Origin of the sequence: Helicobacter pylori (assembly GCF_001653475.1) — a bacterium.
GTDB lineage: Bacteria > Campylobacterota > Campylobacteria > Campylobacterales > Helicobacteraceae > Helicobacter > Helicobacter pylori_CM.
On record NZ_CP011487.1, the window covers coordinates 739,069 to 765,216 of the forward strand.

General features: G+C 38.1%; 27 protein-coding genes and 1 pseudogene. 23 read left to right on the forward strand and 5 right to left on the reverse strand.

Going from position 1 to position 26,148, the window contains the following annotated elements; translation table 11 throughout:
- Position 1: 1 nt before the first annotated feature.
- The 3 genes from AA974_RS03550 to mltG all read right to left on the reverse strand — a co-directional run bounded on the left by AA974_RS03550 (position 2) and on the right by mltG (position 2,640).
- A complete protein-coding gene (locus AA974_RS03550) occupies positions 2-1,129 on the reverse strand; it encodes a 2-oxoglutarate synthase subunit alpha (RefSeq protein ID WP_064433450.1) in 1,128 nt (375 codons plus the stop codon).
- On the reverse strand, positions 1,129-1,470 hold the full coding sequence (locus AA974_RS03555; RefSeq protein WP_001096895.1) for a 4Fe-4S dicluster domain-containing protein: 342 nt from the start codon (positions 1,468-1,470) through the stop codon (positions 1,129-1,131). Before AA974_RS03555 ends, AA974_RS03550 begins: the two co-directional genes overlap by 1 nt.
- A gap of 174 nt (positions 1,471-1,644) precedes the next feature.
- On the reverse strand, positions 1,645-2,640 hold the full coding sequence (mltG, locus tag AA974_RS03560) for an endolytic transglycosylase MltG (RefSeq protein WP_064433451.1): 996 nt from the start codon (positions 2,638-2,640) through the stop codon (positions 1,645-1,647).
- On the opposite strand from mltG, the gene AA974_RS03565 reads away from it, so the two are divergent.
- From AA974_RS03565 to AA974_RS03660, 20 genes and pseudogenes are all read left to right on the forward strand, one after another.
- Entirely contained in the window at positions 2,558-5,491 is a 2,934-nt protein-coding gene (locus tag AA974_RS03565; RefSeq protein WP_064433452.1) for a DUF3971 domain-containing protein, read from the forward strand. The two genes, mltG and AA974_RS03565, sit on opposite strands and share 83 nt — an antisense overlap.
- 1 nt (position 5,492) lies before the next feature.
- On the forward strand, positions 5,493-5,723 hold the full coding sequence (locus AA974_RS03570; protein WP_064433453.1) for a FeoA family protein: 231 nt from the start codon (positions 5,493-5,495) through the stop codon (positions 5,721-5,723).
- Between the two features lie 2 nt (positions 5,724-5,725).
- Positions 5,726-6,376, forward strand: a complete 651-nt coding sequence (nth, locus tag AA974_RS03575) for an endonuclease III (protein ID WP_064433454.1) — start codon at positions 5,726-5,728, stop codon at positions 6,374-6,376.
- A gap of 81 nt (positions 6,377-6,457) precedes the next feature.
- The gene (gene fliN, locus AA974_RS03580; protein ID WP_064433455.1) at positions 6,458-6,829 is read left to right on the forward strand and encodes a flagellar motor switch protein FliN; all 372 of its coding nucleotides are present in this window, start codon (positions 6,458-6,460) and stop codon (positions 6,827-6,829) included.
- Positions 6,826-7,707, forward strand: a complete 882-nt coding sequence (locus AA974_RS03585; RefSeq protein WP_064433456.1) for a hypothetical protein — start codon at positions 6,826-6,828, stop codon at positions 7,705-7,707. Before fliN ends, AA974_RS03585 begins: the two co-directional genes overlap by 4 nt.
- Positions 7,691-8,647 (forward strand): energy transducer TonB, encoded by a 957-nt coding sequence (locus tag AA974_RS03590; protein ID WP_064433457.1) that lies wholly within the window; start codon positions 7,691-7,693, stop codon positions 8,645-8,647. Before AA974_RS03585 ends, AA974_RS03590 begins: the two co-directional genes overlap by 17 nt.
- Positions 8,648-8,651: 4 nt before the next feature.
- Positions 8,652-9,671, forward strand: a complete 1,020-nt coding sequence (gene pyrC, locus AA974_RS03595) for a dihydroorotase (protein ID WP_064433458.1) — start codon at positions 8,652-8,654, stop codon at positions 9,669-9,671.
- Positions 9,647-10,766, forward strand: a pseudogene (locus AA974_RS03600) (3-deoxy-d-manno-octulosonic acid hydrolase subunit 2). The gene pyrC and the pseudogene AA974_RS03600 overlap by 25 nt, the downstream one beginning before the upstream one ends.
- 6 nt (positions 10,767-10,772) lie before the next feature.
- Positions 10,773-11,327, forward strand: coding sequence for a 3-deoxy-d-manno-octulosonic acid hydrolase subunit 1 (locus tag AA974_RS03605; protein ID WP_064433460.1), 555 nt, complete (start codon positions 10,773-10,775; stop codon positions 11,325-11,327).
- Positions 11,328-11,332: 5 nt separating this feature from the next.
- Positions 11,333-13,369, forward strand: a complete 2,037-nt coding sequence (locus tag AA974_RS03610) for an LTA synthase family protein (protein WP_064433461.1) — start codon at positions 11,333-11,335, stop codon at positions 13,367-13,369.
- 79 nt (positions 13,370-13,448) lie between these two features.
- On the forward strand, positions 13,449-14,321 hold the full coding sequence (folD, locus tag AA974_RS03615) for a bifunctional methylenetetrahydrofolate dehydrogenase/methenyltetrahydrofolate cyclohydrolase FolD (protein WP_064433462.1): 873 nt from the start codon (positions 13,449-13,451) through the stop codon (positions 14,319-14,321).
- Positions 14,321-15,193, forward strand: coding sequence for a signal peptidase I (gene lepB / locus AA974_RS03620; RefSeq protein WP_064433463.1), 873 nt, complete (start codon positions 14,321-14,323; stop codon positions 15,191-15,193). The genes folD and lepB overlap by 1 nt, the downstream gene beginning before the upstream one ends.
- A gap of 8 nt (positions 15,194-15,201) precedes the next feature.
- Positions 15,202-15,900 (forward strand): site-2 protease family protein, encoded by a 699-nt coding sequence (locus AA974_RS03625; protein ID WP_064433464.1) that lies wholly within the window; start codon positions 15,202-15,204, stop codon positions 15,898-15,900.
- A gap of 20 nt (positions 15,901-15,920) precedes the next feature.
- Positions 15,921-16,376, forward strand: coding sequence for a ribose 5-phosphate isomerase B (rpiB, locus tag AA974_RS03630; RefSeq protein ID WP_064433465.1), 456 nt, complete (start codon positions 15,921-15,923; stop codon positions 16,374-16,376).
- 50 nt (positions 16,377-16,426) lie between these two features.
- On the forward strand, positions 16,427-16,759 hold the full coding sequence (locus AA974_RS03635; protein ID WP_000495089.1) for a hypothetical protein: 333 nt from the start codon (positions 16,427-16,429) through the stop codon (positions 16,757-16,759).
- A 57-nt stretch (positions 16,760-16,816) separates the two neighbouring features.
- A complete protein-coding gene (gene apt / locus AA974_RS03640; RefSeq protein WP_064433466.1) occupies positions 16,817-17,356 on the forward strand; it encodes an adenine phosphoribosyltransferase in 540 nt (179 codons plus the stop codon).
- Between the two features lie 14 nt (positions 17,357-17,370).
- Positions 17,371-17,949 (forward strand): DedA family protein, encoded by a 579-nt coding sequence (locus AA974_RS03645; protein WP_064433467.1) that lies wholly within the window; start codon positions 17,371-17,373, stop codon positions 17,947-17,949.
- 49 nt (positions 17,950-17,998) lie between these two features.
- Complete coding sequence (locus AA974_RS03650) at positions 17,999-19,489, forward strand: leucyl aminopeptidase (RefSeq protein WP_064433468.1); 1,491 nt, start codon at positions 17,999-18,001, stop codon at positions 19,487-19,489.
- A 1-nt stretch (position 19,490) separates the two neighbouring features.
- The gene (ychF, locus tag AA974_RS03655; protein WP_064433469.1) at positions 19,491-20,591 is read left to right on the forward strand and encodes a redox-regulated ATPase YchF; all 1,101 of its coding nucleotides are present in this window, start codon (positions 19,491-19,493) and stop codon (positions 20,589-20,591) included.
- A gap of 33 nt (positions 20,592-20,624) precedes the next feature.
- Positions 20,625-21,497 carry a radical SAM/SPASM domain-containing protein gene (locus AA974_RS03660; RefSeq protein WP_064433470.1) on the forward strand — a complete coding sequence of 291 codons (873 nt, stop codon included), beginning with the start codon at positions 20,625-20,627 and terminating at the stop codon, positions 21,495-21,497.
- A 142-nt stretch (positions 21,498-21,639) separates the two neighbouring features.
- Here AA974_RS03660 and AA974_RS03665 read toward each other — a convergent pair whose 3' ends face one another.
- Complete coding sequence (locus tag AA974_RS03665; protein WP_064434057.1) at positions 21,640-22,689, reverse strand: AI-2E family transporter; 1,050 nt, start codon at positions 22,687-22,689, stop codon at positions 21,640-21,642.
- A 117-nt stretch (positions 22,690-22,806) separates the two neighbouring features.
- Here AA974_RS03665 and dapF point away from each other — a divergent pair, with 117 nt between their 5' ends.
- Together dapF and AA974_RS03675 are read left to right on the forward strand one after the other, a co-directional pair.
- Positions 22,807-23,613, forward strand: coding sequence for a diaminopimelate epimerase (gene dapF, locus AA974_RS03670; protein WP_064433471.1), 807 nt, complete (start codon positions 22,807-22,809; stop codon positions 23,611-23,613).
- A gap of 112 nt (positions 23,614-23,725) precedes the next feature.
- On the forward strand, positions 23,726-24,373 hold the full coding sequence (locus tag AA974_RS03675) for a YkgB family protein (protein WP_064433472.1): 648 nt from the start codon (positions 23,726-23,728) through the stop codon (positions 24,371-24,373).
- Between the two features lie 23 nt (positions 24,374-24,396).
- On the opposite strand, the gene AA974_RS03680 is transcribed toward AA974_RS03675, so the two are convergent.
- Positions 24,397-24,642, reverse strand: a complete 246-nt coding sequence (locus tag AA974_RS03680) for a ribbon-helix-helix domain-containing protein (protein ID WP_064433473.1) — start codon at positions 24,640-24,642, stop codon at positions 24,397-24,399.
- A 172-nt stretch (positions 24,643-24,814) separates the two neighbouring features.
- On the opposite strand from AA974_RS03680, the gene AA974_RS03685 reads away from it, so the two are divergent.
- A complete protein-coding gene (locus AA974_RS03685) occupies positions 24,815-26,065 on the forward strand; it encodes a hypothetical protein (protein WP_064433474.1) in 1,251 nt (416 codons plus the stop codon).
- The last annotated feature ends 83 nt before the right edge of the window (positions 26,066-26,148 follow it).

Here is a 26,148-nt window from a genome sequence, read left to right on the forward strand (position 1 = left end):
TTTAAAGCTCCTTCAACTTTGCGATAATTTGTTTAGGCGAAATCGTGCGCCCATTGGCTTGCCCAAAGAAATGCACCTTTCTTTGCATAGCCCTTTCAATCTCTTCTAAATACTGCCCTTTATTCAATTCAATCACAAGGATTTTTTCGTATTTATCCCCTATTTCTTTCAAGCGTTTAGCCGGGCTTGGCCATAAGGTTTTAGGCCTGAAAAAGCCGACTTTTTGCTTGCTTTCTTTATTGTAATCTTTCAAGGCTTCTTTAACCGCTAGAGAAACCGAACCATAAGCGATGATGACAACTTCAGCACCCTCTAAATCCATTTCCTCATTTTCATTGATAATGTCTTGCTTGGATTCAATCTTATGGAATAATCTGTCAATCAAATCCCCACCGATTTTAGCGTCTTCAGTAGGAAAGCCAATAGACCCATGGTGCAAGCCTGAAACATGGTAGCGGTAACCTTTAAAGAAAGGGTTTAAGACAGCCGGCTCATCTTGTGCAACCCCATAAGGTTTGTAGTCTTTTTTATCGCCCGCAAATTCCTTGCGATTAATGGTTATCTTTTGCACTTCTTCTAAATTTGGGATTTGCACCTTGCCATACATATGCCCCACGGTTTCATCCATGAGCAAGAATACAGGAGTCATGAGCATTTCAGCCAAATTGAATGCGCGAACGGTCTCTGTGTAAGCTTCTTCCAAACTAGCAGGAGCGAGTGCGACAGCCTTAAAATCCCCATGTATGGGGTGTTTTAAGAAATTCACATCGCCTTGAGCCACACGAGTGGGCATTCCGGTTGATGGGCCTGAACGCATCACATCAGCGATCACTAAAGGGATTTCCGCCATGAAAGAATAACCGATTTGCTCCACTTTCAATGAAATACCAGGTCCAGAGCTCGCTGTCATAGACTTCGTCCCGCTCATGCTCGCCCCTAAAGACACGCTAATCCCACTGATTTCATCTTCCATCTGGATAAAATGACCGCCACATTTGGGTAAAGCCACGCTCATCGCATGCATAATATCCGAGCTTGGCGTGATAGGATAGCCCCCAAAAAACCGACACCCTACTTCAATCGCCGCTTTAGCGACTAATTCATTCCCATCAGTAATAATCTCACGCATTATTTACCTCTCCCTTCTAAAATAGTCTCTTCTAAAAGCATGTATTTATTGGCCTTAACCTTTTCGCTTCTTTCTTGGGCTTCTTTAGAAACTTTAGCGAATTTGAAATCCTTCCTGTCAGCCACATAAATCGCAAAATCCGGGCAGTGCAACTCGCATTGCACACAACCGATACAACTCTCTGGATAGGCTACTTTGGCCACTTTTCCAAGTACCCTTTCTTTTTCAATCCCCATGCCAAGAACTCCAGCAGGGCATACCGATACGCAAATATCACAACCCTTACACCTGTCTTCATTTACCCAAACGGCAACCCCATCTGGAGCACTCATTTTAGCCATTCATTCTCCTTTGTGCTAAAAGCTTTAAAGCCCTAGCAATCAAAATTTGCCTAGAATTGTAGCAAGCCTTTTTTAATAAAATCTAAAATGCTTTAATAGTAAGAACTTAAAATTAAAATGAGAAAATACTAAACACTTTTTACCCAATTTAAAAGAAAAAACGCCCCATTAACCCTAATCATAAAAATGATTATTAGAAAGATTAATGTTTTTTAAATGCTCTTTATAAGTCGCACTGAAAGCATGTTTTTTATCCGGCATTTTCACAAAATACAAGAAATCAGTTTTTTTAGGGAAAATCACGGCTCTAATCGCTTCTAGGCTCACGCTCCCTACAGGATTTTTAGGCAAGCCCTTAAATTTATAAGTATTATAAGGGGTGTTATCGGTTTTAATGCGCTCTTTTGTTACTTTAGCGTGCGAAAATTCCTGATAATTCAAAGCCCCATCCATTTGTAAAGGCATGCCTTTTTTCAAGCGGTTAAAAATCACGCTCGCAATCAAGGGCATTTCTTCAATATTAGCGGCTTCTTTTTGCACAATAGAAGCGAGAATGATTTTTTCAAACCACTCTTCTTTATGGTAGTATCCAAGCCATTGTTTGCTTAAAGCTTCGTGTTTTTTGAGGGATTGACTGATCAAAGTCTGCATGATTTTAAAAGCGTCCTCCCCTAAAGGCAAATGATAAGTGTCTGGCCATATCACCCCATCTTCTATCACAGCGCCATTCAATCGTGGAGCGATGCTTTCATAAGCCTGGTTGAGATCGCTTGTTTCTAGTTGGTAAGTCTCGCTCAAAATTTGCGTGAAAAAATAGCGGGTTTCTCCAGGGATTAGAGTTGCGCTTTTATACGCGGCTTTTGCTTTAATCAAACGGATTAAAAAATCCCCCTTCCTTAAAGCCCCATCGCCCATATCAATATAACCTTTTTTAGGCATGCCCATCAGGCGTAAAAAAAGCAAATCCAAAGCGTTAATATCCACGCCTTGCTCTTTTAAAGAAAAAAACACTTTTTTGAGCGAACCTTGCGGGACAACCACCACTTTATTAGGATAAATTGGTATACTTAAATAAAAAAGAATACTGATGAATAAAAGAAAACATGTATCCAAGAAAGTGTTTAATGTCATTATTTTGTTTGTGGCAGTATTCACTCTTTTAGTTGTCATTCACAAAACCCTTTCAAACGGCATTCACATACAAAATTTAAAAATCGGGAAGCTTGGCATTTCTGAATTATACTTAAAACTTAACAACAAGCTTTCTTTAGAAGTTGAACGCGTTGATCTATCTTCTTTCTTCCATCAAAAACCCACCAAAAAGCATTTAGAAGTTTCTGATCTGATTAAAAATATCCGTTATGGCATCTGGGCGGTGTCTTATTTTGAAAAACTTAAAGTCAAAGAAATCATTTTAGATGATAAAAATAAAGCCAATATCGTTTTTGACGGGAATAAATACGAGTTAGAATTTCCAGGAGTTAAAGGGGAATTTTCCCTAGAAGATGATAAAAATATCAAGCTTAAAATCATCAATTTGCTTTTTAAAGATATTAAAGTCCAAGTAGATGGCAACGCCCACTATTCGCCTAAAGCTAGGAAAATGGCGTTTAATTTGATTGTCAAGCCCTTAATTGAACCCAGCGCTGCAATTTATTTGCAAGGGCTAACCGATTTAAAAACCATAGAATTAAAAATCAACACTTCTCCAATGAAAAGCCTAGCGTTTTTAAAGCCTCTTTTCCAACGCCAATCGCAAAAAAATTTAAAAACATGGATTTTTGATAAAATCCAATTTGCTAGCTTTAAGATTGATAACGCTTTAATCAAAGCTAATTTCACTCCTAGCGAGTTTATCCCATCGCTTTTGGAAAATTCCGTAGTTAAAGCCACTTTGATTAAACCTTCAGTCGTTTTTAATGATGGCTTATCGCCCATTAAAATGGATAAAACCGAATTGATCTTCAAAAACAAACAGCTTCTCATACAGCCCCAAAAAATCGCTTATGAAACCATGGAATTGACCGGCTCTTACGCCACTTTTTCCCATTTGTTAGAAGCCCCTAAGTTGGAGATTTTTTTAAAAACGACCCCTAATTATTATGGCGATAGCATTAAGGATTTATTGAGCGCTTATAAAGTCGTTTTACCTTTGGATAAAATCAGCACGCCATCTAGCGCGGATTTGAAACTCACCTTGCAATTCTTAAAAAACACCGCTCCTTTATTTAGCGTTCAAGGCAATGTTAATTTGCAAGAAGGCACCCTCTCGCTCTATAATATCCCCCTTTATACGCAAAACGCTAATATAAGCCTAGATATTACCCAAGAATACCAATACATCTACATAGAAACGACCCACACCCGCTATGAAAACATGCTGGATTTAGACGCTAAAATCGCTTTAGATTTGAATAAAAAAACCCTTTCTTTAGATTCTTTAGTCCATAAAATACGATTCAACACTAACAATAGTATCAACATGCGTTCTTACGGCTTGGATAACGGCCAAGATAACCCACAGCCTACTAAATTTTCTTTAGATTTAAAAAGCTTGCATTCTGTTATTCAAGAGGGTGAAAACTCAGAGGCGTTTAGAAGAAAAATCATAGACACCATTAAAGCCCAAAGTGAAGATAAATTCACCAAAGATGTTTTCTATGCTACAGGAGACACTCTTAAAAACCTTTCTTTGAATTTTGATTTTTCTAACCCCAACCACATGCAATGGAGCGTGCCGCAACTTTTATTAGAGGGCGAATTCAAAGATAGCGCCTATGTTTTTAGAATCAAAGATTTGAAAAAAATCAAGCCCTATTCCCCTATTATGAAATATTTCGCCTTAGAAGATGGCTCTTTAGAGGTTTCTACGAGCGATTTTGTCAATATTGATTTTTTTGCTAACGATTTAAAAATCACTTTACCCATCTATCATAGCAACGGAAAGCAATTTAAATCCCTCTCTTTATTTGGCTCTATTAATAAAGATGAAATTTCTGTCTATACTCCGAGCAAAAGCATATCTATAAAAGTTAAGGGGGATCAAAAGGATATTACCCTTAATAACATTGATTTGAGTATTGACGATTTTTTAGATAGTAAGATGCCAGCTATTGCAGGATTATTCTCAAAAGAACGGAAAGAAAAGCCTAGCTCTAAAGAAATCCAAGATGAAGATATTTTCATTAGTGCCAAACAACGCTATGAAAAAGCCCACAAAATTATCCCCATCTCTACACGCATCCATGCTAAAGATATCGTGTTGATCTATAAAAAAATGCCTTTTCCTTTAGAAAATCTTGATATTGTCGCTCAAGATGACAGGGTGAAAATTGATGGCAATTATAAAAACGGCATGATCATGGCGGATTTAGTGCATGGGGCTTTGTATCTTAAGGCTCATAATTTTAGCGGGGATTATATCAATACCATCCTCCAAAAGGATTTCGTGGAAGGGGGCTTATTCACGCTTATTGGGGCTCTTGAAGATCAGGTTTTCAACGGCGAATTGAAATTCCAAAACACAAGCTTAAAGAATTTCGCTCTCATGCAAAACATGATCAATCTCATCAACACCATTCCCTCTCTCATTGTCTTTAGGAACCCTCATTTAGGGGCTAATGGCTATCAAATCAAAAAGGGGTCTGTTGTTTTTGGGATCACTAAAGAATATTTAGGGTTAGAAAAAATTGATCTTATCGGCAAAACGCTTGATATTGCTGGCAATGGGATTATTGAATTAGACAAAAACAAATTAGATTTGAATTTAGAAGTTTCCACTATCAAGGCTTTGAGTAATGTTTTAAATAAAATCCCTATTGTGGGCTATCTTGTCTTAGGGAAAGAAGGTAAAATCACCACTAATGTGAATGTCAAAGGCACGCTGGATAACCCTAAAACCAAAGTCACTTTAGCGGCTGATATTATCCAAGCGCCTTTTAAAATCTTGCGCCGTATTTTCACACCTATTGACATCATCGTGGATGAAGTCAAAAAAAACATTGATTCAAAAAGGAAGTAAAATGACTCTCAATGAAGCCATTAAAGACAAAGTTTATGAAATCGTAGAAATCGCTAACTGCGATGAAGCCCTTAAAAAACGCTTTCTGTCTTTTGGTATCCATGAAGGAGTTCAATGCACTCTTTTGCATTATTCTATGAAAAAAGCCACGCTTTCGGTTAAAATCAACCGCATTCAAGTGGCTTTAAGAACCCATGAAGCGCAATACCTTGTCATCAAAGAAAGCGTGTGAAAATGGGTTTAAAACATACTAAAACTTACCAAAAAGCCCAACAAATCAAAGAACTGCTTTTAAAACATTACCCCAACCAAACCACCGAATTGCGCCATAAAAACCCCTATGAATTGCTGGTGGCTACCATTTTAAGCGCTCAATGCACGGACGCTAGAGTGAATAAAATAACGCCCAAGTTATTTGAAAAATACCCAAGTGTGAATGATTTAGCCCTAGCTTTTTTAGAAGAAGTTAAAGAAATTATCCAATCCGTTTCTTATTCCAACAATAAAAGCAAGCATTTAATCAGTATGGCGCAAAAAGTGGTTAGGGATTTTAAGGGCGTTATCCCCTCTACACAAAAAGAATTGATGAGCCTAGATGGCGTGGGGCAAAAAACCGCTAATGTGGTGCTTTCAGTGTGCTTTGATGCAAATTATATAGCCGTAGATACCCATGTGTTCCGCACGGTGCACCGATTAGGCTTAAGCAACGCTAACACGCCCATTAAGACCGAAGAAGAACTCAGCGATCTTTTTAAAGACAACCTGTCAAAACTCCACCATGCCTTAATCTTGTTTGGCCGTTACACCTGCAAGGCTAAAAACCCCTTGTGCGGCGAGTGTTTTTTAAAAGAATTTTGCGTTTCTAAGGCTAGCTTTAAAGCGTAGTGGCTTTATTTGTTATAAAATTTATAGTAAAATTAAGATTTTATAATCAAAGTCAAATCATTCTTGAAAGAGTAGAGTTTTATGTCAGAAGCAGAATCTAATAAGTTAAAAATAGCCGAAAAAGAGAAAGAAAAAGCTAGCAAGGAAAGAGAACTAGAGCTTTCCACTTATTTAGAAGAACTCATTTGCGATTATAAAAACCTTTTAGACATGGAGATTGTTTTTAGTGCAGAACTTGGCTCTACGCAAATCCCTTTATTGCAGATTTTGCGTTTTGAAAAAGGCTCTGTGATTGACTTGCAAAAACCCGCTGGAGAGAGCGTGGATACTTTTGTGAACGGGCGGGTTATTGGTAAGGGTGAGGTGATGGTTTTTGAAAGGAATTTAGCCATTCGTTTGAATGAAATCCTTGATTCTAACGCCATTGTGTATTATCTCGCTAAAAATTCATGAGATTGTTATTCTTGTTATTGAGCGCTATTTTTATGTTACTGGCTGAAGAAAAAATACCTTTAAATGATGACGCTCCTATTAAACTTATGCATTGGCAAAACGCATTAAAAGAAGTCCAACCTGATTCAAACGCTCTAACAACACCACCCATAAAAGCCGTGCAAACCACGCTCACTTTTGAAACGCCTTTTAATAAAGCGCCTAAAATCATGGAAGTTGAAGGGCAAAAGGTGATCGTTTTAAAAAACGCTAAACTGGATTCTAAAAAAACCATGGATTTTAAAGAAGCCTCTTTGAATGCTTTAGAAATGTTTTCCTACCACAATGACATCTACCTCTTGTCTAAAAAAGCTAAAATGGAATTAGAAATCCAAGCTTCAAACAGCAAGGATAAAAAACGGCTCCGCTTTCTTTTTTTACCAAAAGGTTTTCATTTAGCCCCACCGCCTAGCCATGAAGGAAAATCTCAGCATGCCAATCTTTCAAGCCAAGATGAAAAAGAGCGAGCCAAAAGTCCCTTAAACACTTTAGAGTTAAAACCCCCACTAGATTTAAGCCATGCTTATAAGGCGCTAGCGGTTATTGCTGCCTTGCTCTTAATATTGTATATAATCAAAAAAAAAATTGTTCCTGCACAAGGGTCTTTTTCTACAAAAGATTTTAAGTTAGAAATTAGTGTTTTGGGTCGTGTTGATGCGAACCATAAAATCATTTCCATAAAAACTAATAAGGAGCGTTACTTGGTCTTACTGAGCGATAAATACGGCCTGCTTTTAGACAAAATAAGCCCAAAAACATCTAAAGAAGAACTGATTAAAGAAGCTGAAAATAATATAAAGAATTCAAAATTAGGAAATTTATATGCCGGAAAATTCTAAACTGCAATCTGCTAAGTTAGGGAAAAATTTTGACCCTGTGGATCATTCTAACAGGAATTTTTTCTTTTCTCTCATTCTATCTGTATTGTTACACTGGTTGATTTATTTTTTATTTGAACACAGAGGGGATTTTTTTCCCTCAAAACCCAAGCTTGTTAAAGTGGATCCTAAAAATTTATTGATTTTAAAAAGAGGCCATTCGCAAGATCCCAGTAAAAACACCCCGGGCGCTCCTAAACCCACGCTAGCTGGCCCCCAAAAACCCCCCACACCACCAACCCCACCAACCCCACCAACCCCACCAACCCCACCAAAACCTATAGAAAAGCCTAAACCTAAGCCAAAACCCAAACCTGAACCCAAAAAGCCCAATCACAAACATAAGGCTCTTAAAAAAGTGGAAAAAGTGGAAGAGAAAAAAATAGTAGAGGAGAAAAAAGAAGAGAAAAAAATAGTAGAACAAAAAGTAGAGCAGAAAAAAGTGGAAGAGAAAAAACCTGTCAAAAAAGAATTTGATCCCAATCAGCTTTCTTTCTTGCCTAAAGAAGTTGCGCCACCCAGACAAGAAAATAATAAAGGCTTGGATAACCAAACCAAAAGGGATATTGATGAATTGTATGGCGAAGAATTTGGGGATTTAGGCACAGCCGAAAAAGATTTCATCAGGAATAATTTAAGGGATATTGGGCGCATCACGCAAAAATATTTAGAATACCCTCAAGTAGCGGCTTATTTAGGGCAAGACGGGACGAATGCGGTAGAATTTTACTTGCACCCTAATGGCGATATTACCGATCTTAAAATCATCATTGGCTCTGAGTATAAAATGCTTGATGACAACACCTTAAAGACTATTCAGATCGCTTATAAGGATTACCCGCGCCCCAAAACTAAAACCCTCATCCGCATTAGAGTGCGTTATTACCTAGGGGGCAATTAAAGGAATGGAAATCACGCTTTTTGACCCTATAGACGCTCACTTGCATGTGCGAGAAAACGCACTTTTAAAAGCGGTGTTAAGATATTCTAGCGAGCCTTTTAGCGCTGCGGTGATCATGCCTAATCTCAATAAGCCCTTAATTAACACTCCAATCACCCTTGAATATGAAGAAGAAATTTTAAACCATTCTTCAAACTTCAAGCCTTTAATGAGTTTGTATTTCAATGATGATTTGACCTTAGAAGAATTGCAACGCGCCCAAGAAAAAGGCATCAGGTTTTTAAAGCTCTACCCCAAAGGCATGACCACAAACGCGCAAAACGGCACTTCGGATTTGTTGGGTGAAAAAACTTTAGAGATTTTAGAAAACGCCCAAAAATTAGGCTTTATTTTATGCATCCATGCAGAACAAGCCGGGTTTTGTTTGGATAAAGAATTTTTATGCCATAGCGTTTTAGAAACTTTCGCCCTTTCATTCCCTAAACTCAAAATCATTATAGAGCATTTGAGCGATTGGCGCAGTATCGCTCTAATTGAAAAGCATGACAACCTCTATGCGACTTTAACTTTACACCATATCAGCATGACTTTAGATGATTTATTAGGGGGGAGTTTGAACCCGCATTGTTTTTGCAAACCTTTAATCAAAACCAAAAAAGACCAAGAAAGGCTTTTATCCCTTGCTTTAAAAGCCCACCCTAAAATCTCTTTTGGCTCTGATAGCGCCCCGCATTTTGTCTCTAAAAAGCATAGCACTAACATTCCAGCAGGCATCTTTTCTGCCCCTATTTTGTTGCCTGCGTTGTGCGAACTTTTTGAAAAACACAACGCTTTAGAAAACTTGCAAGCCTTTATCAGCGATAACGCTAAAAAAATCTATGCGCTAGACAATTTGCCCAGTAAAAAAGCGCATTTGTCTAAAAAACCCTTTATAGTCCCTACGCACACACTTTGTCTGAATGAAAAAATTGCTATCTTAAGAGGGGGCGAAACGCTATCTTGGAACATTCAAGAAATCGCCTAAAACATGCCGCCTTTTTCGTGGGGCTTTTCATCGTTTTATTTTTAATTGCAATGAAGCGCCAAACCCCCCCCCTATGCTTTCGCGCACAATCAAACCCTTTCAACTGAAAGCCCCCCCTATTTCACACAACTCACTATCCCTAAACCCAATGACGCTTTAAGCGTGCATGCGAGTGCTTTAATCAGCTTGCCTAACGATAATCTTTTGAGCGCTTATTTTAGCGGCACTAAAGAAGGGGCAAGGGATGTGAAAATCAGCGCGAATCTTTTTGACAGCAAGATTAATCGCTGGAGCGAAGCCTTCATTCTTTTAACCAAAGAAGAGCTTTCTCATTATTCGCATGAATATATCAAAAAACTGGGTAACCCCTTGCTTTTTTTGCATGACGATAAAATTTTGTTGTTTGTCGTAGGGGTGAGCATGGGCGGGTGGGCCACTTCTAAAATCTACCAACTTGAAAGCGCTTTAGAGCCGATTCATTTTAAATTTGTGCAAAAACTCTCTTTAAGCCCTTTTTTAAACTTAAGCCATTTGATAAGGAATAAGCCTTTAAACACCACTGATGGCGGGTTTATGCTACCACTCTATCACGAATTAGCCACCCAATACCCCTTGTTATTGAAATTTGACAAACAAAATAACCCAAGAGAGCTTTTAAGGCCTAATGCCCTAAACCACCAGCTCCAGCCAAGCTTAACCCCCTTTAAAGACTGCGCTGTCATGGCGTTTAGAAACTATTCTTTTAAAGATAGCCTCATGCTAGAAACCTGTAAAACCCCCACCACTTGGCAAAAGCCCATGCTTACGAATTTGAAAAACTTGAATGACGCTTTGAATTTGATCAATTTAAATAAAGAATTGTTTTTAATCCACAACCCTAGCGATTTATCTTTGCGTCGTAAAGAACTCTTATTTTCTAAATTAGAAAACTCAAACTCTTTTAAAACCTTAAAAATTTTAGATAAAGCGGATGAAGTGAGTTACCCAAGCTATAGTCTTAACCCTCATTTTATAGATATTGTCTATACCTACAACCGCTCTCATATCAAACACATCCGTTTTAATATGGCTTATTTAAAATCCCTTCTCAAGTAATCAGTCATGTTCATACATTCTTCTTACACGCTGAGTTTTGTATGGCTTTTTTTAATTTTCTTTTTTTTTAAAAATAAGCCATTGAGTTTGAGGTTTTCGCTCTCTTTTATAAGCGTGATTTTAAGCAATATCGCTTTTAAAGACTCTCTATCGCTCAACGCCTTTTTAAGCAGTTTTACAGCCCCCTTAAGCCCCTTTAGCTGTCTTTTGATCCTTGCTTATACAAGCTTTTCTTGTCATATACTCAAAAAGCCCCCTTTAGAAACCTTGCAATCTTATAGCATCATGCTGTTTTTCAATCTGTTGCTTTTGATAGATATTTTAGGGTTTTTGCCTTTTTCAATCTATCATCATTTCATGGCTTCTCTTATTTTTAGTGCGCTTTTTTGCAGCAGTTTGTTTTTGAGTAGCCCCTTACTGGGCATGATCGCTTTAGTGGCGTTATCCAGTTCGCTTTTGATGCGTTCTCATTTTCAAATCTTAGATTCTTTATTAGATTTCCCCTTGCTTCTTTTTGTCTTTTTGAAGACTTTATATCTTGTTAAAAAAAGGTTGTATTAACGCTTATGAAATCCCTATCCCATGCCCTTTTTTCGCTCTTTTTAAAAGGTTTTTATTTCACCTTTTTTATGAGCTTGTTGTTTGTGTTCAATCGTATCGGCTTTATCCTTTATACTGGCTATTATAAACATGCTTTAAAAAACCCTATTTTTGATGAAATCATCAAAACCCTATTCAATGGAGCAAGATATGATAATCGTGTGGTCTCAAGCCTAGCGATTCTTTTTATCATTATCGGATTATTAGGGTTATTTGCCCCTAAACGCCAAACCAAAATGCTTAATATTATGGCGTATTTTTCTATCGCTATTATCCTGTTTTTAAACATTGCGAACATTGTTTATTACGGCATTTATGGGAATGTGTTTGATGAAAATTTATTGGAATTTTTGCATGAAGACACGCTCACGATTTTAAAAATGAGCGGAGAATACCCTATTTTTTCTGGTTTTTCACTCTTTGTGATCATTAGCATTTTAATCTCTCTTATCTATTTCAAGATCCAAAACGCCCTTTTTAAACCCAAAAATGTTGATCAAGCCACCCGCACCAAACCCCTTAAAACTTTCCTTTTATTCATGCTTTTTTCACTCATGCAAATGTTTTACATCAACGCGCAATTGAGCTTTGTTGGTGCGTCTTTAGATCTCAGCATAGAGCCAGCCAAAGATCCTTTTTTAATGAAAATTACCCCCGGGGCGTTTCGCAACCTTTATCTTTTGGCGCGCAATTACAGACAAAGCCATAACCTTAAATTCAGCGATTTTGCTAAAGGATCGCCCCTAGAAGTGGCGAAAAATTATTTCAATCTTAAAGAAAACCCCTCAAACAACCTCTATGAGTTGCTTTCTCAAACAAGCCACAACAATTCCAATCAAACCATCCAACATGTTTTTTATATCGTTTCAGAGTCTCTGAGTTCATGGCATTTTGATCAAAAATTTGACGCTATAGGGCTAACGAGCGCTTTAAAAGGCTTGGTTAAAAAAGAGCATGCTCACATGCTTTCTGCTTTTATTGAAAGCGCCCCACGAACCGTTAAAAGCCTGGATGTCCAAATCACAGGCTTGCCTTATATCAATGATAATAACTTAGTCAATTCAGGCGTAATCCTCCCTAGCTTTCCTATGGCGATTGGCAATATCATGAAAACTCTGGGTTATAGAAATAACTTTTATTATGGGGGTAGCGGGATTTGGAACAAACTAGATAGTTTCACCAAAAAACAAGGTTTTCACGCCCTTTATTTCAATAACCATCTCTTAGAATTTGCCAAAAACAAGCCCTACCCTAAACCCATAGAGAGCAACTGGGGAGTGCATGATAATATTTTATTTGACTATATTTTAGAAAACACCAACCCCAATGAAAAAACTTTCAGCATGGTCATGACTTTAAGCAATCACGCAATCAAAAATGTGAATCTCAAAGCCTTTAATGTGCCTTTAGAAAAAATCCAAAAATTTGTGGAAAAAACCCCCAAAGCAGAAAATCTACCGGACGCTAATTCTTTAGGGCATATTTACTGGTATGACAAAGTAATAGTCAATTTCATCAAAAAAGCAAGCCTTAAATTCCCTAACTCGCTTTTTATCATTACAGGAGATCATTTTGACAGGAGCTATGAATACGCTAAAAACGATTTATATGTGATTAAATCCGTGCCGCTTATTTTATACGCCCCTACTTTAAAGCCTGAAAAAATCAGTCAAGTCGGATCGCATTTAGACATCGCTCCTACGATTGTTGAATTAGCCGCTCCTAAAGGTTTTCAATTTGTGAGTTTTGGAAAGCCTTTATTTTCTAACAACACAACAAACCCTCCAAGCCACCCCGATTATGCGCTAGGTTATGAAGCGATCGCTACCAAAGATTATTTTTATAACCCGAGTTTGGGGTTAAGGTATTTGAACGAAAACCACAAAGAGCAAAAGGATAAACAAAACGACAAAATAGAAGCTTTTCAGTTTTACCAGCAATTAGAATCCTTAAAAGCCCTCAGTTATTACTTGCTCTATCATGGGGCTAATCTTAAAGATTGATAAACGGAGTTTTTAATTCCATTAAACGCATGATTTTTGCTACAATAATAGGATTTTAATTGATAAAGGACAAATAAGCATGCCAAATAGGGGCGTTGTTTTATTAGACGGGCAAGCACTAGCTTACAATATAGAAAAAGATTTGAAAAATAAAATCCAAATAATAACCGCACAAACGCATAAACGCCCCAAACTAGCCGTGATTTTAGTGGGGAAAGATCCCGCTAGTATCACTTATGTCAATATGAAGATCAAAGCATGCGAAAGGGTGGGCATGGATTTTGACTTAAAAACCCTCCAAGAAAATATTACTGAAGCTGAATTGCTGTCCTTGATTAAAGATTACAATACCGATCAAAACATTTCAGGCATTTTAGTCCAGCTCCCCCTACCCAGACACATTGACACTAAAATGATTTTAGAAGCCATTGATCCGAGTAAAGATGTGGATGGTTTCCACCCCCTTAATATCGGCAAGCTCTGCACTCAAAAAGAATCGTTTCTGCCAGCTACCCCTATGGGCGTGATGCGTCTTTTAAAGCATTATCATATTGAAATCAAGGGCAAGGATGTAGCGATTATTGGGGCGAGCAATATCATTGGAAAACCTTTGAGCATGCTTTTGTTAAACGCTGGGGCTAGCGTGAGCGTGTGCCATATTTTGACTAAAGACATTAGTTTTTACACCCAAAACGCTGATATTGTCTGCGTTGGCGTGGGTAAGCCTGATTTGATTAAAGCGAGCATGTTAAAAAAAGGGGCTGTAGTGGTGGATATTGGGATCAATCATTTGAACGATGGGCGTATCGTGGGCGATGTGGATTTTATAAACGCGCAAAAAGTTGCCGGTTTTATCACCCCTGTGCCTAAAGGCGTGGGGCCTATGACGATCGTCTCGCTTTTAGAAAACACTCTGATCGCTTTTGAAAAACAACAAAGGAAGGGATTTTAATGAAATTTTTACGCTCTGTTTATACATTTTGCTCCAGTTGGGTAGGGACGATCATTATTGTGCTGTTGGTTATCTTTTTTATCGCACAAGCCTTTATCATTCCCTCTCGCTCTATGGTAGGCACGCTCTATGAGGGCGATATGCTCTTTGTCAAAAAGTTTTCTTACGGCATACCCATTCCTAAAATCCCATGGATTGAGCTTCCTGTTATGCCTGATTTTAAAAATAATGGGCATTTGATAGAGGGGGATCGCCCTAAGCGCGGCGAAGTGGTGGTGTTTATCCCTCCCCATGAAAAAAAATCTTACTATGTCAAAAGGAATTTCGCTATTGGAGGCGATGAGGTGTTATTCACTAATGAGGGGTTTTATTTGCACCCTTTTGAGAGCGACACAGACAAAAATTACATTGCTAAACATTACCCTAACGCCATGACTAAAGAATTCATGGGTAAAATTTTTGTTTTAAACCCTTATAGGAGTGAGCATCCAGGTATCCATTACCAAAAAGACAATGAAACCTTCCATTTAATGGAGCAGTTAGCCACTCAAGGCGCAGAAGCTAATATCAGCATGCAACTCATTCAAATGGAGGGCGAAAAGGTGTTTTATAAGAAAATCAATAACGATGAATTTTTCATGATCGGCGATAACAGAGACAATTCTAGCGACTCGCGCTTTTGGGGGAGTGTGGCTTATAAAAACATCGTGGGTTCGCCATGGTTTGTTTATTTCAGTTTGAGTTTAAAAAATAGCCTGGAAATGGATGCAGAAAATAACCCCAAAAAACGCTATTTGGTGCGTTGGGAACGCATGTTTAAAAGCGTTGAAGGTTTAGAAAAAATCATTAAAAAAGAAAAAGCAACGCATTAAGGTTTTTTGTGCAATTTTTTGATTTCTCTTTAGAAAGTTTTATCACCACCTTAATGAAGATCCTAGCCCTTTTAATCGCTATCATAGGGCATGAGATCATGCATGGCTTGAGTGCATTTTTATTTGGAGACAGGAGTGCAAAAGACGCCAAGCGTTTGAGTTTAAACCCTATCAGGCATTTAGACATGATGGGATCGGTGCTTTTACCGGCTTTGTTACTCATTTTTCAAGCCCCCTTTTTGTTTGGGTGGGCCAAACCCGTGCCTGTGGATATGCGCTATATTGTCTCTCAAAAAGGCTCTCTGGCATGCGTAGTGGTGAGTTTAGCCGGGGTGGCTTATAATTTCACCCTGGCCGTTCTGCTCGCTTTCATCACGCATTTGAGCTTCCAAAAACTAGGGATCAACGCTTTGAGTATTAATGAATTGAATCTTTATCAGCTCGCTTTAGTAACCTTTCTCATTCAAGGCATTCTTTATAATCTTGTCTTAGGCGTTTTTAATAGCCTCCCTATCCCGCCCTTAGACGGATCAAAAGCGTTAGGCTTTTTAGCGTTGTATTTTAAAAGCGCGTTTTTATTGGAATGGTTTTCTAAAATGGAACGCTACGGCTTGTTGGTAGTGTTTATCTTTTTGTTTATCCCCCCTTTATCGGAGTTTTTTATCCATGCGCCCACAAGATTTTTATTTTCCTTACTCCTTTCTTAATCTTTTATCAAGGAGAGTTTATGAATAAGCCCTTAAAGTTTTCTCAAGTTTTTATAGGGAGCGATCATGCAGGGTTGCATCTTGCAGAGTTTGTCCAACATTTTTTAGAAGACAAGGATTTTAAGATCCAAGCTTTTTTACCCACTATGAGAGTGGATTACCCTGATTACGCAAAATTAGTGTGCCAAAAGGTCTTAGAAAACCCGCAAAGCTATGGTATTTTAGTGTGCGCTACAGGGATAGGCATGAGCATGGGCGCTAATCGCTTTAAGGGTATTAGAGCCGCTTTGTGCCTTGATGCTTACATGGCCAAAATGACTCGCTTGCACAATAACGCTAATGTCTTGTGTTTGGGCGAAAAGATTAGCGGTATTGGCGTGGTGGAAAGCATTTTAGAAGCGTTTTTCTCTACAGAATTTGAACAAGGCCGTCATGCGTTGCGCATCCAAAAGCTAGATGAATCGCTGAAATCATAAACCTAATGTAGTATAATTACATCGTTTCGCTAAAAAGGATATTTTAAGGCATGTTCACCCAATGGTTTATCATCACTATCGCTATTGTTTTTATCCTTTATATGGGTGTGCGCACTTTCTTTTTTAAAACCGTGGCTAAACGGCAAGAACGCACCAACGCATCCATGAAACTCACCTTACAAGAAGCTGAAATTTTGATCCAAAAACACCAGTTGCAACTCCAAAGGGCTTTAGGCAATATTGATATTCTTACCCAAGAAATGAGCTCGTTAAAAACAGAACTAAAAGCCCTTAAACAGCGCAACTCTGAATACAAAGGCGAATCGGATAAATATAAAAATCGTATTAAAGAATTGGAGCAAAAAATAGAAGCTCTCCTTTAAAAACGCTATAATAAATCAAAATCCTACAACCAATCAGTTATATTAAAGGATATTAAAATGAATGAAACGCTCAAAAAAGAACTTTTACAAAGCATCAGAGAAGTGAAAGACTACCCTAAAAAAGGGATTTTATTCAAAGACATTACCACACTACTCAACTACCCTAAACTCTTTAACAAACTCATTGACGCGCTCAAAAAACGCTATCTCGCTCTCAATATAGACTTTATCGTGGGCATTGAAGCGAGAGGGTTTATTTTAGGCTCTGCTCTCGCTTATGCACTTGGGGTGGGTTTTGTGCCTGTGAGGAAAAAGGGCAAGCTCCCCGCACACACCTTGTCTCAAAGCTACAGCCTAGAATACGGGAGCGACAGCATAGAAATCCACTCCGACGCTTTTAGGGGGGTTAAGGGGGTAAGGGTGGTGTTAATTGATGATTTATTAGCCACTGGAGGCACAGCTTTAGCGAGTCTTGAGCTTATCAAAGCCCTACAAGCCGAATGCATAGAAGCATGCTTTTTGATAGGGTTAAAAGAATTACCGGGTGTCCAACTTTTAGAAGAGCGAGTGAAAACCTTTTGTTTGTTAGAGTGCTAGAATAAGGGTGAATTTTGGAAGAATACATCATTGACTTATGGAATCAGCATGCAGCGACTTGGGGGTATCTCATTTTATTCGGGTGGAGCATTTTAGAAGGCGAAATCGGGTTAATTTTAGCAGGGATTGCCAGCTATACCGGTCATATGCATTTAGGACTAGCCATTTTAGTCGCAGGGATTGGGGGTTTTGTGGGGGATCAGATCTATTTTTACATCGGTCGCACCAATAAAGCTTACATCCAAAAAAAGCTAGAAAAACAACGCCGAAAACTAGCCCTAGCCCATTTATTGTTGCAAAAACACGGCTGGTTTATCATTTTTATCCAACGCTATATGTATGGCATGCGCACCATCATTCCCATTAGCATAGGCCTCACGCGCTATAGCGCTTTAAAATTCGCTATTATCAATCTCATTAGCGCGATGGTGTGGGCGAGCATTACCATTATTTTAGCGTGGTGTTTGGGAGAAGAGTTATTGCATGCGTTAGGGTGGCTTAAAAAACACCCTTATGTGCTAATATTACTATTAGTATCTTTCTTGGCGTTAGTGCTGTGGTATTTCCAATACTATAGTAAGAAAAACCGCTAGAGTGCAATATAATTCTAGTTGGAAGATATGAAATTAAAAAGGAGACTTTATGTTAAAAATCAAATTAGAAAAAACCACCTTTGAAAACGCAAAAGCTGAATGCGGTTTAGTTTTTATTATCAATAAGGATTTTGATCACGCTTGGGTCAAAAATAAAAAATTGCTAGAAACCTTTAAATACGAAGGCGAAGGCGTATTTTTAGACCAAGAAAATAAAATCTTGTATGCGGGCGTTAAAGAAGACGATGTGCATTTATTAAGAGAGAGTGCGTGTTTAGCCGTTCGCACCCTTAAAAAACTCGCTTTTAAAAGCGTTAAAGTGGGGGTTTATACTTGCAAAACGCTTGCTAAAGATAACGCGCTTTTAGAAAACTTGAAAGCGTTGTTTTTGGGCTTGAAATTAGGCTTGTATGAATACGACACTTTTAAATCCAACAAAAAAGAAAGCGTTTTAAAAGAAGCGGTTGTTGCTTTAGAATTGCACAAACCTTGCGAAAAAACTTGCACGGATTCTTTAGAAAAAAGCGCTAAAGAAGCTTTAAAATACGCTGAAATCATGACAGAAAGCCTGAATATCGTTAGGGATCTAGTCAATACCCCCCCTATGATTGGCACCCCAGTTTATATGGCTGAAGTGGCGCAAAAAGTGGCTAAAGAAAACCATTTAGAAATCCATGTTCATGATGAAAAATTTTTAGAAGAAAAGAAAATGAACGCCTTTTTAGCGGTCAATAAAGCCTCTCTTGGCGTCAATCCTCCCCGCTTGATCCATTTAGTCTATAAGCCTAAAAAAGCGAAGAAAAAAATCGCTTTAGTGGGTAAGGGCTTGACCTATGATTGCGGAGGTTTGAGCTTGAAACCGGCCGATTACATGGTTACTATGAAAGCGGATAAAGGCGGTGGCTCTGCGGTGATTGGGCTTTTAAACGCATTAGCCAAACTAGGCGTGGAAGCTGAAGTGCATGGCATTATTGGGGCTACAGAAAACATGATAGGTCCGGCTGCTTATAAACCAGATGATATTTTGATCTCCAAAGAAGGCAAGAGCATAGAGGTCCGCAATACCGACGCTGAGGGGCGTTTGGTTTTAGCGGATTGTTTGAGCTACGCTCAAGATTTAAGCCCTGATGTGATCGTGGATTTTGCGACCCTTACTGGGGCGTGCGTTGTAGGCTTAGGCGAATTCACTTCAGCGATCATGGGGCATAATGAAGAGTTAAAAAACCTCTTTGAAACTTCAGGGTTAGAATCCGGCGAATTATTAGCCAAACTCCCCTTTAACCGCCATTTAAAGAAATTGATTGAATCTAAAATCGCTGATGTGTGCAATATCTCTTCTTCGCGCTATGGCGGTGCGATCACAGCGGGCTTGTTTTTAAATGAATTTATTAGGGATGAATTTAAGGATAAGTGGCTACACATTGACATTGCAGGTCCTGCTTATGTGGAAAAAGAATGGGATGTGAATAGTTTTGGAGCGAGTGGGGCTGGGGTTAGGGCTTGCACAGCTTTTGTGGAAGAACTTTTGAAAAAGGCTTGAAATGGGCTTGTCTGTAGGCATTGTGGGTTTGCCTAATGTGGGCAAATCCAGCACCTTTAATGCGCTCACTAAAACCCAAAGTGCCCAAAGCGCGAACTACCCTTTTTGCACCATTGAACCCAATAAAGCCATCGTGAATGTGCCTGATAAGCGGCTTGATGCGTTGGCTCAAATCGTAAAGCCTGAACGCGTTTTGCATTCTGTAGTGGAATTTGTGGATATTGCCGGATTGATTAAGGGAGCGAGCAAGGGGGAGGGTTTAGGCAATCAATTTTTAGCCAATATCAAGGAATGCGAAGTGATCTTGCAAGTGGTGCGTTGTTTTGAAGATGACAATATCACGCATGTGAACGATAAAATTGACCCCCTGAATGATATAGAGACCATTGAATTGGAGTTGATTTTAGCGGATATTGCCACTTTAGACAAAAGGATCGATCGCTTGCAAAAAGCCCTAAAAAGCTCAAAAGACGCTAAAAATCTTTTAGAATGCGCTTTGAGTTTAAAAACGCATTTAGAAGAATTAAAGCCGGCGAAAACTTTTCCCCTGAATACAAGCGAGGCTTTTTTAGAATTGGACAAGGAATTGCGTTTTTTATCTTATAAAAAAATGATCTATGCCGCTAATGTGGGCGAAGAAGATTTAAACGCTCTCAATGAACATGCCAAAAAAGTCAAAGACCATGCGAAAGCCCAAAATAGCGAGTTTGTTGCCTTGTGTGCTAAATTGGAAGAAGAAATGGTTTCTATGAATGAATATGAAGTCAAAGAATTTTTGCAAAGTTTAGGAGTAGAAGAAAGCGGGCTAGAAAAGACCATTCGTTTGAGTTTTAAGGAATTAGGCTTGATCAATTACTTTACCGCTGGAGTCAAGGAAGTGCGATCATGGACGATTAAAAAAGGCTCTAGCGCGCCTGTGGCTGCTGGGGTGATCCATAAGGATTTTGAAAAAGGCTTTATTAGAGCTGAAACCATCAGTTATGATGATTTTATCGCTTATAAGGGCGAAGCCGGAGCGAAAGAAAAGGGAGCGTTACGCATTGAAGGTAAGGATTATATCGTTCAAGATGGCGATGTGTTGCATTTTCGCTTCAATGTCTAGTGCCTTTTCAAACAAGCGTTACGATTTTCTGAATTGACACCTAGTAAGAAACTTTTTAAAAAAATCTATATAGAATTAAGCGATATTTGCGGGTTACAATGCAGTTTTTGCCCTAACCCTAAAAATATCAGAGGCGTGATGCCTTTAGAATTGTTTGAAAAAGTTTGTAAAGAAGCGGCTCCTTTAACCCAAATGATTACCTTGCATGTCTTAGGCGATCCTTGCAAGCTCAAAAATTTAGACCATTATCTCAACACCGCTAAACGCTTTTCTTTGAAAGTGGATTTGGTTACTAGCGGGGTGTATTGGCACAATTTTGAGACGCTTTTACACGATGCAATCTATCAAATTTCTATTTCTTTAGACGCAGGGCTAGACAACCGCAACAAAATCAACCAGCACCGCTACATCCAAAAAATTTTAGAATTTTGCCGCTACAAATTTGAAAAAAACAGCGAAGTGTTTTTGAATTTACGCATTCAAGACAGCACCCTTGAGAAACACCAGAATTTAATCAAGCCTTTTTTAGAAAACTTTGAATTGGTTTCTTTAGAGGGTTTAAAAACACAAGGTCGCGCTCGTTTGTTTAAAAAAAGTTTTTTGAATATCCAAAAAACCTTTAAATGGCCGAATTTGAACGCCCGAAATCCTTTAAACCAAGAATCAAAGATCCCCTATTGTTATGGATTAATCAAGCAAATCGCTATTTTATCTAATGGCGTTGTCGTGCCGTGTTGCATGGACACGCAAGCTAATATCAACCTTGGGGATTTAAACCATACGCCCCTAAAAGATGTTTTAAAGAGCCAAAAAGCTATGGCTATCAAAACCCATTTTTTAAAGGGCGAAGCGTTAGAACTTTTATGCAAAAACTGCTCCTATCCTTTGATCCGCTATAAAAAATGAAACCACTCCCTTAAAAATTAGCCCTACTTGTTCCTTGAAAAGGCTGTTATTTTTAGCGCGTTTTGTAACCCTCTCAATAGTTCGTTAGTCATTGACCCCACTCTTTGATTCCTGCGCTTTTAGTTGTTTTGCGTTATTTTATTCAACATTCGCATGCTTTTTGATCGTTTTGGATAAAGTAATTTTCATACAATCGCAGTAACGCAATAAAAAACGCCGTGATAGTAGGCCCTACAATAATCCCCCAAAAACCAAATTGTGAAATCCCAGCAATCATGGAAAAGAAAATGAGCATTTCATTGATTTTAAGGGTGGTTTTAAAGATTCTTTTTTTGATGAAGACGATTAAAATTGGCTTGATCACGCTATCAATCAGCACGCTAATCAATAAAATGGAATACAAAGCGATAAAAATAGCCTCATTCACATTCCCATGATAAAGCTCATAAATCGCTATAGGGATCCAAATCAAAGCCCCCCCAACAGCCGGCACCAAAGACGCCAGGCCGTATAAAATCCCTAAAGACCAGCCGTCATGCCCAAACCATACGATCATCACCCCAAACGCCACGCCCTCTAAAATAACCGTGATGAGAGAAGTTAAAAGCACGATGCGTAAAATCCCAGCCACTTCTTCAAAAATCTTTTTGCTCTGATTCATTCCAAGAGGCAAGACTCCCAAAAAATAACGATAAAATCTCTCCCCGTAATAAAAAAAGAAAAACAACAGCCCCAAGATAAACAAGGCGTCTGTAATGAGTTTTAAGCTGTATCTTCCCACATAGCTGCTTATTTTCAACAAATAGCCCGTGATTGAAGCGGCGCTAAAATTTTCTAAAAACTTGCTCATTCCATCATGAATGGTAGGAAAATGCGATAAATTTTCGGTGATTGTCCCTTTAAGCCATTTGATTAGGGCTGAAAATTTTTCAAAATTGATTTCAAAAATGATATTAGAACTTTTATAAACAATAAAATACAACGGCACGATCAAAACGCTCGCTAAAACCAAAACGCATAAAAACGAACTGATCAAATTCAAAAAGCGCTTATCTAAAAAAACTTTCACTTGAAAAAACCCCACACACAAAAGCCCAGCGATCAATACATCCATTAAAAAATCTTGATACAAATAGATCATCCAATAAAAACCAATCAAAAAAAGAATCCAAAAGAAATACTGAGCTTTCATAAAATTATCCCCATTAAACTGAACCAAAAATTATCAAATGTTAGCTAAAAAACGCTCCTTTAAGGATAAAAAACCTCTTTTAACTTATAATTAAAACCAAAAAAGGATTATTATAGAATGGTGTTTTACAAATATTCAGGGAGCGGGAATGATTTTCTAATCACGCAAAGTTTCAAAAAAAAAGATTTTTCACATTTAGCCAAACAGGTGTGCCATAGGCATGAGGGTTTTGGGGCTGATGGGCTTGTAGTCGTCTTACCGAGTAAGGATTATGACTACGAATGGGATTTTTACAATTCAGACGGCTCTAAAGCTAGCATGTGCGGAAATGCGAGCCGTTGCGTGGGGTTATTTGCTTACCAGCATGCTATAGCCTCTAAAAACCATGTTTTTTTAGCCGGAAAAAGAGAGATTTCTATTTATATAGAAGAGCCCAATATCATAGAGAGCAATCTCGGTAACTACAAAATCCTAGATGCAATACCCATTTTAAGATGCGAAAAATTTTTTACCAATAACAGCGTTTTAGAAAATATCCCTACTTTCTACCTCATAGATACAGGAGTGCCACATTTAGTGGGATTTGTGAAAAATAAAGGGTTATTAAATTCCCTTAACACGCTGGAATTAAGGGCTTTAAGGCATGAGTTTAACGCTAATATTAACATCGCTTTTATAGAAAATAAAGAGACAATTTTTTTACAAACTTATGAAAGAGGGGTTGAAGATTTCACGCTAGCTTGCGGGACAGGCATGGCGGCGGTTTTTATCGCTGCGTGCATTTTTTATAACACGCCTAAAAAAGCCACTCTCATCCCTAAAAGCAACGAATCTTTAGAACTTTCTTTAAAAAAGGATGAAATTTTTTATAAAGGCGCGGTGCGTTATATCGGCATGAGTGTTTTTGAAAATGAGTGTTTTTAATCATTATTTCTTGTAATAATAATCAAAATGATTTTGTCGTAATTAAACATAATGCGCTATCATTTCTAGGTTGTTTTTAGCAATACAAAAAATATCCTAAAGGAATAAAACCATGCAAGCGTTAAAATCGTTGCTTGAAGCGATTACAAAACTTCAAAATTTAGGTGGCTATTTGATGCATATAGCTATTTTTATCATTTTTATTTGGATTGGAGGGCTTAAGTTTGTGCCGTATGAAGCCGAAGGGATCGCTCCTTTTGTGGCTAACTCCCCTTTCTTTTCTTTCATGTATCAATTTAAAAAGCCCGCATACAAACAGCACAAAATGTCTGAATCCCAATCCATGCAAGAAGAAATGCAAGATGATCCTAAAATCGTTGAAAACAAGGAATGGCATAAAGAAAACCGCACTTATTTGGTGGCTGAAGCTTTAGGGATCACGATTATGATCCTGGGTATTTTGGTGCTTTTAGGGCTTTGGATGCCTTTAATGGGCGTGATTGGGGGCTTGCTTGTCGCTGGAATGACGATCACTACCCTATCTTTTTTATTCACAACGCCAGAAGTGTTTATCAATCAGCATTTCCCATGGCTTTCTGGGGCTGGAAGACTAGTGGTTAAAGACTTGGCGTTATTTGCTGGAGGCTTGTTTGTGGCCGGATTTGATGCGAGACGCTATTTAGAGGGGAAAGGGTTTTGCTTGATGGATCGCTCATCGGTAGGGATTAAAACTAAATGCTCTAGTGGGTGTTGCTCTTAAAGAACGAACGCCTTAAAGTAGGCTTAAAGCCTACTAGAAGAATCATAATCGATAGAAGAATCTTGGTTAGTGCCTTTTTTGTAAATGATTGTTTTTAAAATGTGGCGTTTGACAAAGGAATTGACGCTTTCTACTTCTTCATCAGCTAATCGTCTTAAAACATCATGCTCTTCTTTAGAGAGATAAAAAGTAACTGAAAAATTGCGTTTCAACTCATCTACAGCGACACGCTTACGACCGGGTTTTATATTTCTATTTCCTAATTCCATTAAAATTTCCTTTTTTAGTTAGTATGTTGTAACATCATAACGGCTATTCTAACATGAAATAAGCGCTATTTTATATTAAGTCTAAAGAAAAATATTTTTAGATGTGCTAGAATACCTATTTGTTACAAGATAAGCTTTTTTATCAAAAATCATGATGACATAGGGGTAACAAGTGGCAATAAACACCTTTTTAAAACATTCTTTTCTGATCTGTTTGTTAGCGGTTAATTCTTACGCTTTTGATTGGAATATTTTTAAATATAATCTGGGTTTCAATATGTTTATCATGGACCATGAAGGCTCAACGCCTTATTGGGTCAATACTAACACCAATCTTAAAACCCGTTTGACTCCAAATTTTGGAATCCAATTTTATACAAGAGGTGTGGAGCAAAGCCTTACTGTGGGGGCGTATTTTTTTCAAAACTTCCATAACTACAGCACTAATTTTCCCTATCGTTGGGGACCTACTATGTATTATAAGGCTAGGGGAAAGCATTTTACTTTTTATGGTGGCATCTTTCCTAGAAAAAACCTCTTAGGAAGGTATGGTTTGAATATTTTTGCCCCTTATTATTGGTTTATAGATCCAAACGCTAGAGGGTTTTTATTGCAATTTCAAAACCATTATTCGCCTTCAAAACCCTATTATGGGCATGCGGAGTTCATGCTAGATTGGTTTGGAGGCAATTGTTACAACACTTGTAAATTCGGAAGAAACCCTTATGGGAACGCAATGGACAGGTTTCAAATGAACGGCTCTGTGGCTTATAATTTCTTTAAGGATTTATTGGGTATTGGAGGGTATTTTGTCTTGTTCCATAACGAAGACAAATACCTTTTGAATGGGGCTGATGGCATGCAGTTTAATGAAAAAAAAGCGATTGACAACAATAATATTTATCTTATGGATCGCCTCTACTTTAACGCTTACATAGGGACAAGCCTTTTAGACATCGCCCCTTTTATGGAAAAACTCAATGCCAGTTTTGGTATGGTTTCTGAATCAAGCCGATTAAGGCAAATCCACAAAAATGTGCCCTTTATGAATAGCGTGGGGGGACAATTTGATGTAGAGATTCAATACAAAGGCTTTGGAATACACAATTTATTTTATTTTGCTAAAACCCCAGAAATGCCTTTTTATAACCAATACCAATATGTTGAAATGTATTGCACGCCTTCTTATTGCCCCACGCCAATTTATCGTGGCGTGCCCTTCTTTCAAGCTAATTTATACAATCGTTTTGATTTATATTGGAATTGGAAAAACGACTTCGCATCCGTTCGAATCAACTTCGTGCTTAATGCGATGCGTGGGGGCTTTGATAGAAGCTTGCCTTGGTCAGAATCTTACCAAGTGTATATGACGGTTGCCTTTGATCCTTATAACCTTATTAACAAAATTGCTAGAAAAAAGTGAAAATTCTTGACAACCAGTTAATTCGTCTTATATAATGCTATTTCATTTGTAGCCATTGTTAAGCAATGATTTTAAGCTATGGA